Source organism: Mesorhizobium sp. B2-5-7, assembly GCF_006440875.1.
Taxonomy (GTDB): domain Bacteria; phylum Pseudomonadota; class Alphaproteobacteria; order Rhizobiales; family Rhizobiaceae; genus Mesorhizobium; species Mesorhizobium australicum.
In genome coordinates this window covers 1,124,654-1,142,252 of sequence record NZ_VFUO01000001.1, presented here as the reverse complement: position 1 = coordinate 1,142,252, position 17,599 = coordinate 1,124,654, and the positions used below count along the sequence as shown (strand labels likewise).

Here is a 17,599-nt window from a genome sequence, read left to right as displayed (position 1 = left end):
CGAGGAAAGAGATTAGATGTCCCTGAAGTCCCGTCTTGCCGCAGATGAAACGCTGGTAACCGCCTGGTCGGGCGTGCCGGACGCCTTGACCGTGGAGATCCTCGCCAGGCAGGACTTCGATGCCGTGACACTCGACATGCAGCATGGCGGCCATCACGAGGACAGCGTCCTGCGCGGCCTGGCACCCGTGCTGGCCGTGGGCAAGCCGGCGCTGGTGCGCATTCCCGTTGGCCGTTTCGACATGGCCAGCCGCGCTCTCGATTTCGGCGCCGAGGCGGTCATTGCGCCGATGGTCAACTCGGTGGCCGATGCAAAGCTGTTCGCCGCGGCCATGAAATATCCCCCGCTCGGCGAGCGCTCGTGGGGTCCGACCTATGCCTTTCCCCGCCATGGCAAGGGCGACTATGCCGAATGGCTGCGCGACACCAATCAGCGCACCATGGCTTTTGCCATGGTCGAGACGCGCGCCGCGCTCGATGCGCTTGACGGTATCCTCGACACGCCGGGCATCGACGGCATTTTCCTCGGGCCGTCCGACTTCTCGATCGCCTGGACCAACGGCACCACGGTCAATTCGACGCTGGAAAGCATGATGGAGACGGTGGCTTCGGTTGCCGAGCGCACCCGCAAGGCCGGCAAGCATGCGGCGATCTATGTCGTCGAACCGGCTATCGCCGGCCGCGTCGTGTCGATGGGCTATCGCCTGCTCGCCACGGGTTCCGAGCACGCGCTGATTTCATTGGGAGCAAGGACCTTGCTCAAGGACATGCGGGACTCGATCGGATCCTGAACCAGCGGACTGCTGTCGCCAGCGTGTTGCTCAGGCCTTTGCACCGCGAGCGCCGTGGCGGCCGATCCGCCGGGTCTGATCCTGTCGAACAAAGCGCCGAGCGCCTGGACCCACCAGTTGTTGAAAGCCATCAGCGGCAATGCCGCGAGGATCGACCCAGATATCGCGGCGGCAGCGCCGAGTGCGGCGGAGTCGCTTGCCAACAGCGCCCATGATCCCAACGAGCAGATAACGGGTACATGCACGAGGTAGAGCGGGAAAGACAGGTCGCCCAGGAAACGTGCGGCCTTGCCGGAGAGCCATGACGGTGGGTCATCCATGCTCAGCACGGCGTAACCAGCATGATGCTTGCCGGGATGGCCACGCAAGCTTGCCGCAAACCGATATCGGAAGCTGCAATATCGAGCACGGCGAAGGGCCGGTATATTCCGACAGCATCTCCTGCATAACCCAGCAGCACCAGCGAAATAATCGCCATGGCCCCTCTCACCCATCGATTCGGGCGAAATCCCATGGCGAGAAGCGGATAGAGTAGGAGGCTGGCCGGAAAGGCACAAAAAAAGAAGCTGACTTGCACCGCCAAGAATACGCCTGTTGCTATGCAAAGCCAGGACAATAGCGCCCAGCGGCCTTGGAAGAAAAAGACGATCGGGGCGAGGGCGAAGGTCAGCATGCTGCCCCAGAACTCGATCGTCATGGTCCACAGGCTGCTGTCGTAATATTTGTCGCCGTAAATGAATGTCCGCCACGCTCCTTGCAGGAATGCGTCGGAGAAACTCGCTGTCTCCCGCGACAGTACCTTTGAAGCATTGCCGAATCTTCCGAGCCACTCAGATTGAGCGACCGCCGCTGCATCCTCGAAGAAATACAGATCGAGCTTGAAGATGACACAGGACGATAGAACCACAACAAGCACGGGTCCAGCCAGACGAGGCAAACGTTTGATCGCACCCAGCCGAAGGTCTTGTGCGTCGCGGGACTGGAAATAACGCTTCACAAGCACATAGGAAGAGAGGACGAAAAACAAGTAGACGGCAGAGCCGCCATTGAAAGCGATGAAAGCCAGACTTGTCTTGAGCGATTGCGCAGCCTCCTCTTCGCCCGCCGCGGACGGCGCAAAAGCACACAAGATATGCCAATTGAGAACGATAAGCGCTGCGGCACCTCTCAAGAATTCGAGTGAAGCGTCCTTGCGCAAGCATTGACCTCTGTTTCAAGGCGAAGAATTGGCAGCCCGGTTCAAGCACGGATGATCATCCAGAAAGCAATTTCCACTGCTTCTGAATAGTTAACGCTGGCCCTCTTAAATTATTATTTATTCGAGTCCTGCAGTTTGATCGAATGCCATCGTGCGTTGATTTTGGCGCGCCTCAGAGGTCCGTCAGAAACTTGGCGAAGGTCATCGATCCCTCGGGCCAGGGGCCAAAGCCTGAATCCTCGCTGAGATGGCCGGTTTCTCCGGCATCGATGAACAGCGAGCCCCAGGCGCCGGCGATGTCCTCGGCGACATCGAAAGGGCAGAAGGGGTCGTTGCGGCTGGCGATCACGATGGAGGGAAACGGCAGCGGTTCGCGAGGATAAGGGCCGAAGGTCATCAGATGTCTTGGCTTGATCTTGGGATTCGCGACGTCCGGCGGTGCCACGAAGAAGGCGCCGGCGACCGGCTTCCGGAACTGCGGAATGGCTTGTACGGCCGCGGCCACTCCAAGTGAGTGAGCGACGAGAACGACAGGTCTCTCGGCCTCGTTGACCGCCTTGGCCACACTCGCCGTCCAGTCCTCGCGCACCGGCTTCGACCATTCCGCTTGCTCGACGCGGCGCGCCGTGGACAGTTTCGATTGCCAGCGGGTCTGCCAATGCTCAGGCCCCGAATTGGTGTATCCGGGAATGATCAGAATATCTGTGTCCTTGACTTTCATGGCGCTCAGATAGCGAGCGCGATTGCCTCATGCAACCGTTGATGGGCAGGCTTCCGGTCGTAACGGTGAACACCATGTTCGCTTTTCGCTGTCTTGTGTGAACGATGAAGATCGACGATCTCTGTCGGGAGAGAAACAGCCGTGGAGGACCGGGATTTTGGCGCTGACACGACGTAGAATGATCGGCGCCGCTGGCCTCCTGGCTTTGGGACCTTCGCGAGACGTCGCCGCAACGGAGACAATGATGAGCGAACTGCCATTTGCCGCCACCACCCCGGTGAGCGTCGCCCGCGTCGGTCTGAAGGCGCGTGATGCCGAAAGTCTTGCCGCCTACTATCGTAAAGTCGTCGGACTGCAGGAATTGAGCCGTGCCGAAGGCGCGATCACGCTCGGCGCCGGCAGCCGTCCGCTGCTGGTGCTTGAGCCGGACAGCTCTGCCAAACCGGACGACCCGCGCAGCGCCGGCCTGTTCCATACGGCTTTCCTGCTGCCCAGCCGTGCCGATCTCGGACGCTGGATCAACCACGCCATCTCAGACAAGATCGCTATCGAGGGCGCTTCGGACCATCTGGTCAGCGAAGCGCTCTACCTGACCGATCCCGAGGGCAACGGCATCGAAATCTATGCCGACCGCCGCCCGCAGGATTGGAAATGGAACGGCGACAAGATCGCCATGGCGACCGAGCGGATGAACATTCCGTCTGTCGTTGCCGAAGTGCCGGCCGGCGATGCGGGATGGCAAGGCGCGCCGGAAAACAGCATTGTCGGCCATGTCCACCTGCGCGTCGGCAGACCGGAAGAGGCCGAAGCCTGGTGGAACCAGGAATTCGGCTTCGACACGGTCGCCAAATATGGCGGCCAGGCGGTGTTCCTGTCGTCGGGGCATTATCACCACCACATCGGCGCCAACGCCTGGCAAAGCGCCGGCGCCGGCCGCCGCGACCCCTCCCGCTCGGGCCTTGCCTGGGTCGAGATGCGTTCGGACAATGTGAGCAGCGAAACGAGCCGCGAAGATCCTTGGGGCACGGTGATCAGGACCGTGCCAGGTAAGGCTTGACTGGACGTCACCACGGCTTTTTTCTCCCCGTAAACGGGGGAAGGAAAGCTCATGCCCCTCCGAAAACCCGCTTGAAGATCGTGTCGACGTGCTTGGTGTGGTAGCCCAGGTCGAATTTCTCGCGGATTTGCGCCTCCGGCAGCGCGGCTGTCACTTCCTTGTCGGCCAGAAGTTCCTCAAGAAAATCAGCGCCTTGTTCCCACACCTTCATGGCGTTGCGCTGCACCAACCGGTAGGAATCTTCGCGTGACAGGCCGGCCTGCGTCAGCGCCAGCATGACGCGTTGCGAATGCACAAGGCCGCGAAACTTGTTCATGTTGTTTAGCATGTTGTCGGGATAGACAACCAGCTTGTCGACGACGCTGGTCAGGCGTGACAGCGCGAAATCGAGCGTCACGGTGGCGTCCGGGCCGATCATGCGCTCGACCGAGGAGTGCGAGATGTCGCGCTCGTGCCAGAGCGCCACGTTCTCCATCGCAGGCAGCGCCATGGAGCGCACCATGCGGGCAAGGCCGGTGAGGTTTTCGGTCAGCACCGGGTTGCGCTTGTGCGGCATCGCCGACGAGCCTTTCTGGCCCGGCGAAAAATACTCTTCCGCTTCCAGCACCTCGGTGCGCTGCAGATGCCGGACCTCGATCGCCAGCCGCTCGATCGAGGAGGCGATGACGCCGAGGGTCGCGAAGAACATGGCGTGGCGGTCGCGCGGAATCACCTGCGTCGACACCGGTTCCGGCTTCAGTCCGAGCTTTGCCGCCACATGTTCCTCGACATAGGGCTCGATGTTGGCGAAGGTGCCGACCGCGCCCGAAATCGCACAGGTGGCAATGTCTTCGCGCGCGTGCACCAGCCGCTCGCGGCAGCGCGAGAATTCGGCATAAGCCTGCGAAAGCTTTATGCCGAAGGTCGTCGGCTCGGCATGGATACCGTGGCTGCGGCCGATGGTGACGGTGTCCTTGTGCTCGAAGGCGCGGCGCTTGAGCGCTGCAAGCAACGTATCGATGTCGGCCAGCAGAATGTCACTGGCGCGGGTGAGTTGCACCGCAAAGCAGGTGTCGAGCACGTCCGAAGACGTCATGCCCTGATGGATGAAGCGTGCATCGGGCCCGACGAATTCGGCAAGATGGGTAAGGAACGCGATAACGTCATGCTTGGTGACGCGCTCGATCGCGTCGATCTTCTCGACGTCGAATTCGGCCGCGCTTCCCTTTTCCCAGATGGTTTTGGCCGCCTCCTTGGGGATGACGCCCAGTTCGGCCAGCGCGTCGCAGGCATGGGCTTCGATTTCGAACCAGATGCGAAACCGGGTTTCGGGCGACCAGATGGCGACCATTTCCGGCCGGGAATAGCGAGGGATCATCGGTCATTCCTGATGTGTCGGAGGGATTTGTCCGCGTCCTAACAGAGGCGGGCCAAATGCTCAACGCTGCTGCCGTGCAAACCAGAGGCTGACGGCGAACAAGGCGACGAAACCAAGCGGGAAATAGAGCCGGATGCCCAGCACCACGAACTGGTAGGACGCCACCGCCATCGTGAAGGCGAGCTGAAAGCCCCAGGTGAGGGTGAATACGGGCGCATGCCATTCGGCATAGTAGGAGCGGTATTGCAGGGCATACAGCAGGGCGGTGAGGCCGATCGTTGCGGCAGCAAGCCCTACGAATATCGCCGCGAAGGCGACCTCCCGGCCCCTTCCGAGCGAAACCAGCCGTGCGGCAAAGAGGCCAACCGGAAAGGCCAGGGCGCCGCCGACGGCAAACAGCAGGGACACGGTGCGGATCTTGCCCGGCGTCACCCAATTGTCCAGCAACAGGTTGACGAGTGCGCTGGCGCCCATGGCGGCGGCCCACAGCAGCGCACCGAGAAGCGCTGCACGCAGTGTCGGCATGGCGCCGCGAAGGTGGTGCAGGGCGCGATTGCGCCTGACGGGTTGGACAAGCTCTGTCACAGGCGGCCGGTCACGGCGATCCAGCGAAAGTCCGGCCCTTCGAAGCCATACTGGCGCACCGCGATCAGCACCGCATAAGCGCTGAGGCTGTCCATCGAGAACGTCTGCACCGCGCCGATGCGGTAGCCGTTCGGGCAGCCCCGGCTCTTGGGGATCGCTTTGTCCTCGTGCAGCAATTTGGTGGTGCCGCCATCCCGCGCCTCGATACGCAGCAACCGGAAGCCATTGATCTCGCCCTGGCTGGCGCAACCTTCGGTGTCATTCATGCCGATCTCATCGAGCCGGAACTCGAGCGGCTGGTCGACAGGGGAAAAGATCGGTCGCGGATTGACCACTATGCGATGTGGATCGGCCGAAAGCTCGGTCACCGGGTTGGAGCCGGCGGTGATGCCGCGGTTGGCACTCAGCTCGGCCTGGCTGACAATGGCCTCCCCCTTTTGCCGGGCCTGAAGGCGGGCAGCGTCGAGCGTTGCCTTCTCGTCGTCGAGCCGGACCCTGACCGGCGTGCCCTTGAGAAAGCTGTCGTTGCTCGTGTCGATGTAATACCGGTTGGCATAGGGAAAGCCCGACCCGTCCTGGATGCCGTACTCCTCGAAGGCGAACACGCCGCCATCCCGGGTGAAGCCCAGGATTTCGAGCTCCGCGACATCGCCGGCCTGGGCAATCGACGCCGCGAACTGCGTGGCCAGGCAAACGGCAAACAGGAAAAGCGTCCGCATTGTCATCGCTCCTTCGGCCTGATCGCTTCAATCCCTAGCACGACGAGATCAAAACGTCGTGCGGACCAAGGCCGATGCATCCAAACCGCTCGTCATTTGTTATTGTCGGCAGTCCCAAGGGAAACCACCCCAATGGAGAAGCTAACATGACCGACACCAGCAAAATTCGTGAGCACATGGACGTCGTCGGCGCCGACGGCGTGCATATCGGCACCGTCGACAAGGTCGATGGTCAGCGCATCAAGCTGACCAAGGCCGACAGTGGCGAGGGGGCTCACAAGGGCCATCACCACTATATTTCCCTGGCCCTGGTTGCCGAGGTCGATGGCAAGAAGGTGTGGCTGTCCGCGAATTCCGATGTCGCGGTGACGTTCGAGGAAGAAAAATCCGATCCGGTTTGATCAAAGCTTTAGCCAGCCTAGCGACGTGACGACCAGACGGGAAACAGGTCGTTGTCGGCTGCCGTCGCGGCAAACACGCCACGGCTGATGGCGCGCGCCATAGTGGCGCCGGCGGCGGCGTAGAGGTCGATTGCCGCGTCGGCGGTCAGTTCGACCCCGCTCTTGCCGGTGGCCAGCGCGAACACCAGGTCGCCGTCGGCCGGCGTATGGGTCGGCCAGATGGCGCGTACGAAGCCGTCATGCGCCGAAATTGCCAGGCGTTTGGCGGCGGCCTTGGTGAGAACCGCGTCCGTGGCAATGACCGCGATGGTCGTGTTGCCGCCGCTGTCCATCTGCCGTCCGTGATCCTTTTCCCGGTATTTCAGCAAAATCCGCTTCGCGTCCTCGGGCATGGGCGAGGGATAACCAAGCCCGCCGAATTCATCGCCGATTTCGAAGGGTGCCGCCCAGAAATGGCGGGTGCGGCCGACGGTCACCGAGCCGGTCGGGTTGACGGCGGCCAGCGCGCCGATGGTGATCCCATTGTCCAGCAGTGTCGAGGCGGAACCCAGGCCACCCTTCAGCCCCGACGTCAGTGCACCGGTTCCGGCGCCCGCCGTGCCAAATTGGAAATCGACAGCGGCAGTCTGCACCGACTCGTAGCCGAGGTCGCGATAGGGGGGATAGCGGCCCCAGTCCTTGTCGCCGCCATTGCGCAGGTCGAAGAGGATCGCCGCCGGCACGATCGGTACGCGGAAGCCGCCAACCTCGAAGCCGATGCCGCGTTCGCGCAGTGCGGCCTGCACGCCGGAGGCAGCATCGAGCCCGAAAGCAGAACCGCCCGACAGCACCACGGCATGGATCGTCTCCACCAAATTGTGCGGTTCCAGCAGATCCGTCTCGCGGGTGCCGGGCGCGCCGCCAAGAATCTGGACTCCCGCGACCGCCGGCTCGTCGCAAAGGACGGTCGTCACGCCGGACTTCAGCCTGGCGTCGGAAGCATTGCCGACGCGCAGGCCCATGACATCGGTGATGAGATTGCGTGGACCGGTGCGGAACATCAGTTGTTTTCCAAGGGCACGAAGCGGGTGCCGTCGAAGCGGAAGACACGGTAGAGGCTCTGGCTGAGGTCGCCCTTGTCGTCGAAGCGGACCGGTCCGATCGCCGTGGTGAAATCATGCCCGGTGAGTGCCTCGGCCAGCGGCCCGCCGGAGCCTGCTGCGTCCGACGATGCGGCCTTGGCGATCTCGACCGCAGCATAAGCCGGCAGGGCGTAGCCGTCCGGCACGATCTTGTGCGCGGAGAAGCTTTCCAGCACTTTGGGATCCGCGACATCGGCCCATTCGGGTGGCGCGATCATCAGCGTGCCGGTCGCGTAAGGCACGTCGCCGGGCGGCGTGCGCAGGTTTTCGCCGCCGGCAAGGACGATGCCCGTCTGGAGCTGGGCGGCATCGCGCCCCATAATGGCGATGTCGTCGCCGTCGCCGCCGGCAAAGACATGCGTGGCGCCGGCCTTTTTCAGCCGTCCCACCAGGCCGATCTGGTTGTCGAGCTGCGGCCGGAACGTGTCGACGAAGACCGGTTTCAGTGCCGCCTGCTCGGCAGCAGCACGAAATGTCTCCGCCATCTCACGGCCATAGATGGTGCCGTCGTCGATGATCGCGAACAGCTCGTTCTGCCATAGGCGGGTAAGGGTGGAGGCGACGGCATTGCGCTCGTCGTCGCCTCGCGGGCCGAGGCGATAAACCGGCCAGCCGGTCTTGGCGCGGCGGTCGGTCAGGCTTTCGGTTCGCACACCAACGGTGATGGCGGGAATATTGGCGTCCTTAAGGACAGGCATCGCCGCCTCGATCGCCTCCGTGCAGAGGAAGCCGATCACCACATTGACCTTGGCTGCCACGAATTCCCTGGCCGCCGCGGCGCCGCCGTCGCCGGTGCAAGCGTCATCAACGGTCTTGAGTTGGATGCCGTCCACCTCTGCCGCGAGCCCGGCGCCAGCCTCGATCTGCCTGCCGAGGATGGCCGATGGTCCCGACAGGGGTGCTGCGACACCAATCGTGAGCGTCTGTGCGCTGGCGGCGCCGGCCATGAACAGCCAGGCCAGCGCTGCGGTTATGGTTGCCCCGGATCGCATGCTGCCGAAGAATTCCTCCAAGCCCGCGACGTCGCGCAGGCGTCAAATTCCCGCCAAGACCTAAAGGCTGCCCGGCCTTGGTGCAACACGCGAATTCGGGATATGGGCCAAGCACTTCGCTTGTGGCATGTGATGTCTGGCCATATATGTCAGGTGAACAATGGCCATGGAATCTTCCAGTGCTGAAGAAGAACGATATTGGACCGCAGGCCTATCGCGACGCGATGAGTCATTTTGCCGGTCATGTCCATGTGGTGACCACCGACGGACCCGCCGGAAAGCGCGGGACGACGGTGATCGCGGCATGTTCTGTGTCGGATACGCCGCCGACCATCCTGGTCTGCCTCAATCGTGAAAATCCCAAGAATGAGCTGTTCGTGAAGAACGGCAAATTTGCCCTGAACACGCTGGCTTCGCACCAGGAGCCGCTGTCGATTGGATTTTCCGGCATGACTGGCCTGCCGGTCGAAGAGCGCTTCGCGCTCGGCGAATGGGATGTGATTTCCACCGGCGCGCCGACGCTGAAGGGCGCGCTCGCCGTGTTCGACTGTGAACTGATCGACACCAAGGACCTGGCCACCCATCGTGTGCTTTTTGGCAAGGTGACAGGCCTGCGTATGGGCGATAATTTGCGGCCGCTGATCTATCACGCCCGCGGCTACCACGTCCTGGAAAGTGGGGCCGCCGCACCCACGGAGAAGGAATGAGCGACTTGAAACCGCGCCCCGTGCCGCGGACGATCGATGAAACGCTCGATCTCCTGACCGGCGCGGACTACGTCGCGGACCGGTCGCTGGCAACGGTGCTTTTCCTGTCTCTGCGCATGAGACGGCCGCTATTCCTCGAAGGCGAGGCCGGCGTCGGCAAGACCGAGATCGCCAAGGTGTTGGCCGAGGCGCTTGGCCGCCGGCTGATCCGTCTGCAGTGTTATGAGGGGCTCGATGTCTCCTCGGCCGTTTATGAGTGGAATTACGCCGCGCAGATGATCGAAATCCGCATGGAGGAGGCCACCGGCAAGGTCGACCGCTCCGCCATGGAGCGTAACGTTTTCTCCGAAAAGTACCTGATCCGCCGGCCGGTGCTCGATGCGCTGACCGGCAAGACGGGCGCAGCCCCGGTTTTCCTGATCGACGAACTCGACCGCACCGACGAAGCCTTCGAAGCCTTCCTGCTCGAAATCCTCTCCGACTTCCAGGTGACTGTCCCTGAACTCGGCACGATCAAGGCGGAAGAGCCGCCGATCGTCATCATCACCACCAACCGCACCCGCGAAATCCACGATGCGCTGAAGCGGCGCTGCCTTTATCACTGGGTCGACTACCCCAATGCCGAGCGCGAACTGGAGATCGTGCGCCGCAAGGTGCCTCGAGCCAACCAGCGGCTTTCGGCCGAAGTGGTGTCCTTCATCCAGAAGCTGCGCCAGATCGAGCTGTTCAAGGTGCCGGGCGTCGCCGAAACCATCGACTGGGCCGGCGCGCTAACCGAACTCGACAAGGTGGCGCTCGATCCGGAGACCGTGTCCGACACGATCGGGGTGCTGCTGAAATACCAGGACGACATTGCCCGCATCGGCGCGGGCGACGGCCGGCGCATCCTCGATGAGGTCAAGGCCGAGCTCGCGGCGGCGGAGTAGGGTGGTGAAGGCGTCCCGACCCGACCCTGGAGAGGCGACGGCGGACGGCCGGATCGCCGACAACATCGTCTATTTCGCCCGCGCCTTGCGCAAGGCCGGCATGCGGGTCGGGCCCGCTTCGGTCAAGGACGCGATCGAGGCGGTGCTCGTCGCCGGCATCGGCTCGCGTGATGACTTTTACTGGACCCTGCACGCCGTTCTGGTCTCGCGGCATGAGGATCATGCCACCTTCGACGAAGCTTTCCGGCTGTTCTGGAAATCGCGCGAATTGATCGAGAAGCTGCTGGCGATGTTTTCACCGGTGGCGCCTGACGTCAGGCAGAAGCAGAAGCCGCGCGCGGCTGAAAATCGCGTCAGCCAGGCGATGTTCGAGGGTCATCGGAAAAACCAGACGCCTCAGGAAGTCCCTGAGATCGAGGTCGACGCCCGCTTCACCTTCTCCGGCAACGAGCTGTTGCGGGGCAAGGACTTCGCGCAGATGAACGCAGTCGAGATGGCTGACGCCCGGAAGGCGATCGCGGCGTTGCGGCTGCCTGTCGACATGGTGCGGACCAGACGCTTCAAGGCCGATGCGCATGGCCGCCGCATCGATCCACGTGCCATGATGCGCTCGGCGGCGCGCACCGGCGGTGAATTGATCCTGCCGAAATTCCGCTCGGTCCGCGAAGTTCATCCGCCCCTGGTGGTGCTGGCCGATATTTCCGGTTCGATGAGCCAATACACGCGCATCTTCCTGCATTTCCTGCATGCGCTGACGGAAAAGCGCCGGCGCGTGCACACTTTCGTCTTCGGCACGCGGCTGACCAACCTGACCCGGCAGATGCGCCACGGCGATCCCGATGCCGCCCTTGCCGATTGCTCGGCGGCGGTCAAGGACTGGTCGGGTGGCACGCGCATCGGCGATACGCTGGCCGAGTTCAACCTTGTATGGTCGCGACGTGTGCTGGGACAGGGCGCGGTGGTGCTTCTGATCACCGACGGGCTGGAGCGCGACGATATAGGGGGCTTAGCGGAAGAAATGGAACGGCTGCATAAATCCTGCCGGCGGCTGATCTGGCTCAATCCGTTGTTGCGCTTCGATGGTTTTCAGGCGCGCGCCCGCGGCGTCAAGGCGATGCTGCCGCATGTCGACGAATTCCGCTCGGTTCACAATCTCGACGCGCTCGCCGATCTCTGCGCCTCGCTGGACAAGAAATCGGTCCTTTCCGTCGATCCACGGCGGTGGATGGATGCTGGCGCAAGGCGCGCCGCATAGCCATATATTTTCCGGCTTTTGGAAAAACAGACCCTGAGAGAAGCAACGATGAGTGACAGTCTTTATCTCGATGAGGCCCGCGACCCGCTGATCATCGCGGAAGCCTGGATGAAGGACGGCAAGGATGTCGCAGTGGCGACCGTGGTCGAGACCTGGGGTTCAGCGCCGCGCCCGGTCGGCAGCCACCTTGTCATCGATGCCGATGGCAATTTCCACGGCTCAGTTTCGGGCGGTTGCGTCGAGGGCGCTGTCGTGACCGAGGCGGTCGACGTCATCGGCTCCGGCAAAGCCAGGATGCTGGAGTTCGGTGTTGCCGATGAGACCGCCTGGCAAGTCGGCCTGTCCTGCGGCGGCCGCATCAAGGTTTATGTTGAGCGATTGGGCTGACCTCCGATGGATCCTTATGCGCTGAAGACGCTCAATGCCGAGCGGCGCGCCCGCCGCGCGGCGATCCTCGTCACTGATCTCGGTGATGGTCGCGACCGTATCGTGCGGGAGGGCGATCAGGTCGCCGGCGATCTCGGTGCGGCGATCGCCAAGGCGTTTCGATCCGGCAATTCGGGGTCCGTCGAGGCGGAAGGGCGGACCTTCTTCCTCAATGCGCATCTGCCGCGGCCGCGTCTGGTGGTGATCGGCGCCGTGCATATCAGTCAGGCGCTCGCGCCGATGGCCCGGATCGCAGGCTATCCCTTGGAGATCATCGATCCGCGCACCGCCTTTGCCACATCGGACCGCTTTCCCGATGTCGCCTTGCATGCCGACTGGCCGCAGGACGTGCTGGAACGCCAGCCGCTCGACGCTTACACCGGGCTCGCCGCCGTCACCCATGACCCGAAGATCGACGATTTCGCGTTGAAGGCGGCACTCGACGCCAACTGCTTCTATGTCGGAGCGCTCGGCAGCCGAAAGACGCATGCCAAGCGCGTCGAGCGCCTGCTGGCGTTGGGCGCGAGTGCGGACCAGATCGCGCGTATCCACGCGCCGATCGGGCTGGACATTGGGGCGGCAAGCCCCGCCGAGATCGCCGTCGCCATTCTCGCGCAGACCATTCTTGCCTTCCGCTCGCGCGGCCTCGATGCGAAGGGCGCGGCGGCGTGAAATTCGGTCCGATCCCGATCGACGCGGCCGAAGGGGCGGTGCTGGCGCATTCGACCGCGGCCGGCGAAAAGCGATTTCGCAAGGCGCACAGGCTGAGCGCCGAAGATGTCTCCACGCTCAAGGGGGCAGGTGTTTCGCAGGTCGTTGCGGCCGTGCTGGCGCCGGACGATCTCGGCGAGGACGCCGCGGCGCAAAAAATTGCCGAAAGCATGACCTTAGGCGGCATCGAGGCGAAGCCCGCCGCTACCGGCCGGGTCAATCTCCACGCCAAGGCGGCTGGCATCTTCACCGTCAATGCCGCTGTCATCGATGCGATCAATGCGGTCGATCCTGCCATCACCATCGCGACGCTGGCCCAGCACGCGTCGGTCGAAAAGGGCCAGATGGTCGCGACGGTGAAGATCATCCCCTTCGCGGTCTCTTCCTCGTTGGTGGCTGCCGTGACGGAAATCTGCGCCAGCGGCGAAATTTTTGCCGTCAACGCCTATCGGCCGATGCGTGTCGGCGTCGTCCAGACGGTGCTGCCGGGCACCAAACCAACCGTGCTCGACAAGACGCTACGCGTCACCGAAGCCCGGCTGGCGCGCTCCGGCGGCAGGCTGACGGCGGAGCGCCGTACGCCGCATGAGATCGCCCCTGTCGCAGAGGCCGCCATCGCGCTCGCGCGCGACAACGACATGGTGGTGATCTTCGGGGCTTCCGCCATGAGCGATTTCGCCGACGTCGTTCCAGCGGCGATCGAGAGGGCGGGCGGTACCGTTATCCGCGCGGGCATGCCGGTCGATCCCGGCAATCTGCTGGTGCTCGGCACACTCGGCGGCAAGCGCATCATCGGCGCGCCTGGCTGCGCCCGCAGCCCCAAGGAGAACGGCTTCGACTGGGTGCTCAACCGATTGATTGCCGGCCTGGACGTCACCGCGCGCGACATCGCCGGCATGGGCGTCGGCGGCCTGCTGATGGAGATACCGACGCGGCCGCAGCCGCGCGAGCCGCTGCCGGCCAAAAGTCGGCTCAAGGTCGGGATCGTGCTTCTGGCGGCGGGCCGGTCGAGCCGCATGGGCGGGCCGAACAAGCTGATGGCGCTGTTCGACGGCCAGCCGCTGGTGCGCCGCACCGCCGAACGCGCTCTCGCCTCGAAGGCTTCGGGCACGATCGTCGTCACCGGTCATCAGCGCGAGCGGGTGCGCGCGGCATTGTCGGGCCTCGACGTCACCTTCGCCGACAATCCCGATTTTGCCGATGGTCTGTCGACCTCGCTTAAGGCCGGCACTGCCTATCTGCCCGAAGACGCCGCTGGTGCGATGATCGTTCTGGGAGACATGCCGGGTGTCGCATCCGACGACCTCGACAGGCTTATCGATGCCTTCCGCAGGGCCGGCGGCAACTCGGTGGTCCGTGCCACGCACCAAGGCAAACGCGGCAACCCGGTGCTTTTGCCGCGCTCGTTATTCGCGGCAATCGCCCATCTCGAAGGCGACACCGGCGCTCGCCATCTGGTCGAGGCCGAAGGGCTCGATGTCATCGATGTCGAGATCGGGGAGGGCGCGTCCGTCGATGTCGACACCCGAGAGGCACTGGAAGGCGCTGGCGGCGTGCTGCAGGATTGACAAACGGAGGCGGCATTAGCATGCCTGCGGTATGGCTATTCGTACCGTCGCGTGCCGCGCTTTCGTCACGGCAATGCTTTTCTTGTTTTCCTCGGCCGCCAGTGCCGACACCTTGTCCCTGAAACCCTTCAAGGACGATCTCTTCGCCTATCCGGTGACGCTCTCGTCCGACAGCAACGGCGCCTACACGGTCCTCGACTACCGCGAGATGCGCGACATCAACCAGCGCGACGAGGTGCCGGAAAAGCGCGTGCATGCCCAGTACACCGACACCGGCGTGCGCAAGGTGCAGCAGGATCTGATGCTGAAGACCGACGCGGGCGATGTCAGGCATGTCGCCGTCGGCAAGACGCAAGGAGCCGCCATCATCGTGCTTTACCTGCATGGGCAGGGCGGCAGCCGCAAGCAAGGCGTCGACGATTTCACCTTCGGCGGCAATTTCAACCGGCTCAAGAACCTGATGGCCGGCAATGGCGGGCTCTATATTTCTCCGGATTTTCCTGATTTCGGCGACAAGGGCGCGGCACTGGTCGCGGCCCTGATCGACCATTATGCCGAACAGTCTCCGGGCGCGAAAATCTTCGTCGCCTGCGGCTCGATGGGCGGCGCGCTGTGCTGGAAACTTGCCGCACGCAAGGATACTGGTGGCCGCGTGAATGGACTGCTGCTGCTCGGATCGCTGTGGGACGAGGGCTTTCTCGGCAGTCCCGCCTTCAAGCGTCGCGTGCCAGTGTTCTTCGGCCAGGGCAGCCACGACGTGGTTTTTCCGGTGGCCAACCAGGAAGCGTTCTTCCGCTCCATCCTTGCCAAATCAAAAAACTATCCGACCCGCTTCGTCCGCTTCGAGACCGGCACGCACGGCACGCCGATCCGCATGGTAGACTGGCGCGGCACGCTCGACTGGATGCTGTCGAAGGCACCATAAGCCTGACGCGCTAGAGGATCTAAGGCGCGGTGTTGTAGTCGACGATCGTCTGCGGGTTCTCCTCGCCGTCATAGGACGCGTCGACGTCATACTGGACCAGCGAGAAATCGCCGTTGCGGAACAGATATGTCCCGGCATCCGAAGCATCGCCGACGCCGCGCCATTTGTTGAACGTGGTGATGGTGTGAGCATTCTGGTCATAGTCGGAATTGACCGCCCACCCTGTGGTCCGGAAGCCGATCACCGTTACACTCAACAGCTTGCCGTCGCTGTCGTTGTTCTCGTAGCGTATATCGGTCTCCGGCTCGGCGAACTGCAATTGCCTGACACCGTCCACCTCGTCGGTCATGTAATAGACCGAGCTTTCATTGTAGGCGGCGGCCGAGCAGGAGAAGTGGAACAGCCGGGTCTCCTTGTCAGGATCGTTCGGCTGAGCATTCCTGTCCTTGTATTTGATCGAAAAGACCTCCGGCTCATTGGCCAGGCGGTCCTTGTCGCATTGGTCGCCATAGGTCGCCAGGAAGGCCTTCTTGGCCTGTTCCAGTGCGGTGTCCTTTTTCGGCGGCGGCGGGCCGTCGCCGCAGCTTGGCGGCAACGCCTCGTCGAAGTCGGCTGTGGAGGGCTTCAGCGCTCCCTTGTCGATGAAGATAGGCTGGAACGGCGGCGCCTGGATCTGGGCGTTGACCTGGCGCAGCGTATAGCAGCCGGCGAAAACCTTCGCCTCGCCCTTCTTGTCGGTTGCCTGGATGGCGACCGGGACGTTGTAATAGATGCTGCCCGCCGCGCCCTCGTCCGAAATCGGACCGGTCTTGACCTCCACCTTGTCGGTGCCGTCATAGCCTTTGACGAACGTGTCGAAATCCTTTGCCGGCTTTGTATCACCGAAGTAGCCCCAGGCGCGGGCGAATTCATGCCGGTTGATGGCGCTGTAGAGTGAGCGCACGACCGCATCCGCGCTCGACCGATCATCGACGTAAGGCGCTTCGGGCGTATCGGCTGCGGCCAATGCCGCGTGGCCTGTCGTGGCAAGGGAGAGAAGGGCAGTCGCTGCGAAAAGGGCGCGTGTCATCGGGGATCTCCGCTCGATAACGAAGATTCTACCACGGCGATTGCGGCGACGTGGTGACGCCATGCGCCCGCCGCTTGAAGAATCGCGCCTGAGAGCGCTACGTCCTCCCGCCGGCGTTCCTGCCGGACAGGAGATCCGACGTGACGATATCGATGTATGAGGCATCCGTGCCCGTGTTTTCAGCCAGGCTGAAAGCACTTTCCAGTGTGCTGGCTGCAGCCGAACAGAATGCGCTTGACCGCAAGATCGACCCGCAGGTGTTTTTGACGGCGCGGCTGGCGCCCGACATGTTCGCACTTGCCAGGCAGGTGCAGATCGCAACCGACCATGCCAAGGGCGCGCCTTCACGGCTGGCCGGCCGCGAAGTGCCTAAATATGAGGACAATGAAGCAAGCTTCGCCGATCTCGAAGCGAGGCTCGCCAAGACGGTCGCCTACCTGGCGACTTTTTCCGCAGCCGATATCGACGGGTCGGATGACCGGATGATCGAACTGAAGCTGGGGGGCCGGGAAACGACGCTGAGCGGCATGCAATATCTGCTGCATGTGGCCATGCCCAATTTCTATTTCCACCTGACCACCGCCTACGACATCCTGCGCCACAATGGCGTGCCGTTGGGCAAGGCGACATTCCTGGGATCGCGTTGAGAAATCGGACTTTGAGATGTCCCGGGTCGATCCGGGACATCTCGCAACCTGCTTAGCGGATGGACATTTCGCGGGCGATGCGCGGGAAATCGGCGGGCTTGATGCCGATGTCGGCGCGCTCGGCATTGCTCATCGAATAAAGGAGCGCGAGCGCCGCGCGATATCTCAGATGTTCCTGCGGGCGCGGCCGGGCGAACATTTCCGTGAAGAAACCCATGATTCAGGCTCCTGGTTGGTCCTCCACATCAGGCAATATAGATGAATCGTGAAGATTGTGCAGTGCAGCATATACATGCCTGCCATGTCCGGATGGTGTTTTGAAATTTTTTTGCAGCAAGGTGAAACTCTTGCGCCGCGCCCAACGTAGGCTTCGAAGCTGGTACATGGCCAGTTTTCCTCGCCGCTTCTGGCGAATTTCCGGACT

20 protein-coding genes are annotated in these 17,599 nt (G+C 62.9%); 11 read left to right on the top strand and 9 right to left on the bottom strand.

The genetic code is table 11. The features are described from left to right. Positions 1–16 precede the first annotated feature (16 nt). Complete coding sequence (locus FJ543_RS05710) at positions 17–790, top strand: HpcH/HpaI aldolase/citrate lyase family protein (protein WP_140823620.1); 774 nt, start codon at positions 17–19, stop codon at positions 788–790. 322 nt (positions 791–1,112) lie between these two features. Here FJ543_RS05710 and FJ543_RS05705 read toward each other — a convergent pair whose 3' ends face one another. Together FJ543_RS05705 and FJ543_RS05700 are read right to left on the bottom strand one after the other, a co-directional pair. Further along, entirely contained in the window at positions 1,113–1,988 is an 876-nt protein-coding gene (locus tag FJ543_RS05705) for an acyltransferase (RefSeq protein WP_224622074.1), read from the bottom strand. Positions 1,989–2,160: 172 nt separating this feature from the next. After that, entirely contained in the window at positions 2,161–2,709 is a 549-nt protein-coding gene (locus tag FJ543_RS05700; RefSeq protein ID WP_140874101.1) for an alpha/beta hydrolase, read from the bottom strand. Between the two features lie 244 nt (positions 2,710–2,953). Between FJ543_RS05700 and FJ543_RS05695 the strand changes: the two genes are divergently transcribed. After that, positions 2,954–3,766: a VOC family protein gene (locus tag FJ543_RS05695; RefSeq protein ID WP_140874100.1), complete on the top strand. Its 813-nt coding sequence runs from the start codon at positions 2,954–2,956 to the stop codon at positions 3,764–3,766. A 49-nt stretch (positions 3,767–3,815) separates the two neighbouring features. Here the strand turns inward: FJ543_RS05695 and purB are convergent, their stop codons facing one another. Genes purB through FJ543_RS05680 form a run of 3 tightly spaced genes read right to left on the bottom strand, consistent with a single transcriptional unit; the run spans position 3,816 to position 6,427 of the window. Next, positions 3,816–5,123 (bottom strand): adenylosuccinate lyase, encoded by a 1,308-nt coding sequence (purB, locus tag FJ543_RS05690; RefSeq protein WP_140720640.1) that lies wholly within the window; start codon positions 5,121–5,123, stop codon positions 3,816–3,818. Between the two features lie 60 nt (positions 5,124–5,183). Beyond that, positions 5,184–5,648, bottom strand: coding sequence for a hypothetical protein (locus tag FJ543_RS05685; RefSeq protein WP_015318128.1), 465 nt, complete (start codon positions 5,646–5,648; stop codon positions 5,184–5,186). A gap of 56 nt (positions 5,649–5,704) precedes the next feature. Beyond that, positions 5,705–6,427 (bottom strand): DUF2259 domain-containing protein, encoded by a 723-nt coding sequence (locus FJ543_RS05680; RefSeq protein ID WP_140717422.1) that lies wholly within the window; start codon positions 6,425–6,427, stop codon positions 5,705–5,707. A gap of 146 nt (positions 6,428–6,573) precedes the next feature. On the opposite strand from FJ543_RS05680, the gene FJ543_RS05675 reads away from it, so the two are divergent. Then, a complete protein-coding gene (locus FJ543_RS05675; RefSeq protein ID WP_015318126.1) occupies positions 6,574–6,828 on the top strand; it encodes a DUF2171 domain-containing protein in 255 nt (84 codons plus the stop codon). A gap of 17 nt (positions 6,829–6,845) precedes the next feature. On the opposite strand, the gene FJ543_RS05670 is transcribed toward FJ543_RS05675, so the two are convergent. Beyond that, complete coding sequence (locus FJ543_RS05670; protein WP_140874098.1) at positions 6,846–7,868, bottom strand: P1 family peptidase; 1,023 nt, start codon at positions 7,866–7,868, stop codon at positions 6,846–6,848. After that, positions 7,868–8,941 (bottom strand): ABC transporter substrate-binding protein, encoded by a 1,074-nt coding sequence (locus FJ543_RS05665; protein WP_140874096.1) that lies wholly within the window; start codon positions 8,939–8,941, stop codon positions 7,868–7,870. The genes FJ543_RS05670 and FJ543_RS05665 overlap by 1 nt, the downstream gene beginning before the upstream one ends. Positions 8,942–9,120: 179 nt before the next feature. Between FJ543_RS05665 and FJ543_RS05660 the strand changes: the two genes are divergently transcribed. From FJ543_RS05660 to FJ543_RS05630, 7 genes are read left to right on the top strand one after another with little or no spacing between them, the layout of a single operon-like run. Beyond that, positions 9,121–9,648 (top strand): flavin reductase, encoded by a 528-nt coding sequence (locus FJ543_RS05660; protein WP_140874094.1) that lies wholly within the window; start codon positions 9,121–9,123, stop codon positions 9,646–9,648. Continuing rightward, complete coding sequence (locus tag FJ543_RS05655; RefSeq protein WP_140874092.1) at positions 9,645–10,574, top strand: MoxR family ATPase; 930 nt, start codon at positions 9,645–9,647, stop codon at positions 10,572–10,574. Before FJ543_RS05660 ends, FJ543_RS05655 begins: the two co-directional genes overlap by 4 nt. Before the next feature lie 4 nt (positions 10,575–10,578). Next, positions 10,579–11,829: a VWA domain-containing protein gene (locus FJ543_RS05650; protein ID WP_181173910.1), complete on the top strand. Its 1,251-nt coding sequence runs from the start codon at positions 10,579–10,581 to the stop codon at positions 11,827–11,829. A 48-nt stretch (positions 11,830–11,877) separates the two neighbouring features. Next, on the top strand, positions 11,878–12,216 hold the full coding sequence (locus tag FJ543_RS05645) for an XdhC family protein (protein WP_015318120.1): 339 nt from the start codon (positions 11,878–11,880) through the stop codon (positions 12,214–12,216). A gap of 6 nt (positions 12,217–12,222) precedes the next feature. Further along, entirely contained in the window at positions 12,223–12,927 is a 705-nt protein-coding gene (locus tag FJ543_RS05640) for an XdhC family protein (protein ID WP_140874088.1), read from the top strand. After that, a complete protein-coding gene (locus tag FJ543_RS05635) occupies positions 12,924–14,534 on the top strand; it encodes a molybdopterin-binding/glycosyltransferase family 2 protein (protein ID WP_140874086.1) in 1,611 nt (536 codons plus the stop codon). Before FJ543_RS05640 ends, FJ543_RS05635 begins: the two co-directional genes overlap by 4 nt. 31 nt (positions 14,535–14,565) lie before the next feature. Continuing rightward, positions 14,566–15,459 carry an alpha/beta fold hydrolase gene (locus tag FJ543_RS05630; protein WP_181173909.1) on the top strand — a complete coding sequence of 298 codons (894 nt, stop codon included), beginning with the start codon at positions 14,566–14,568 and terminating at the stop codon, positions 15,457–15,459. Between the two features lie 19 nt (positions 15,460–15,478). Here FJ543_RS05630 and FJ543_RS05625 read toward each other — a convergent pair whose 3' ends face one another. Further along, the gene (locus FJ543_RS05625; protein WP_140874085.1) at positions 15,479–16,528 is read right to left on the bottom strand and encodes a DUF1176 domain-containing protein; all 1,050 of its coding nucleotides are present in this window, start codon (positions 16,526–16,528) and stop codon (positions 15,479–15,481) included. Positions 16,529–16,668: 140 nt separating this feature from the next. Between FJ543_RS05625 and FJ543_RS05620 the strand changes: the two genes are divergently transcribed. Then, on the top strand, positions 16,669–17,175 hold the full coding sequence (locus FJ543_RS05620) for a DUF1993 family protein (protein ID WP_015318115.1): 507 nt from the start codon (positions 16,669–16,671) through the stop codon (positions 17,173–17,175). Between the two features lie 52 nt (positions 17,176–17,227). Here the strand turns inward: FJ543_RS05620 and FJ543_RS05615 are convergent, their stop codons facing one another. After that, the gene (locus FJ543_RS05615) at positions 17,228–17,392 is read right to left on the bottom strand and encodes a hypothetical protein (RefSeq protein WP_015318114.1); all 165 of its coding nucleotides are present in this window, start codon (positions 17,390–17,392) and stop codon (positions 17,228–17,230) included. Positions 17,393–17,599 lie beyond the last annotated feature (207 nt).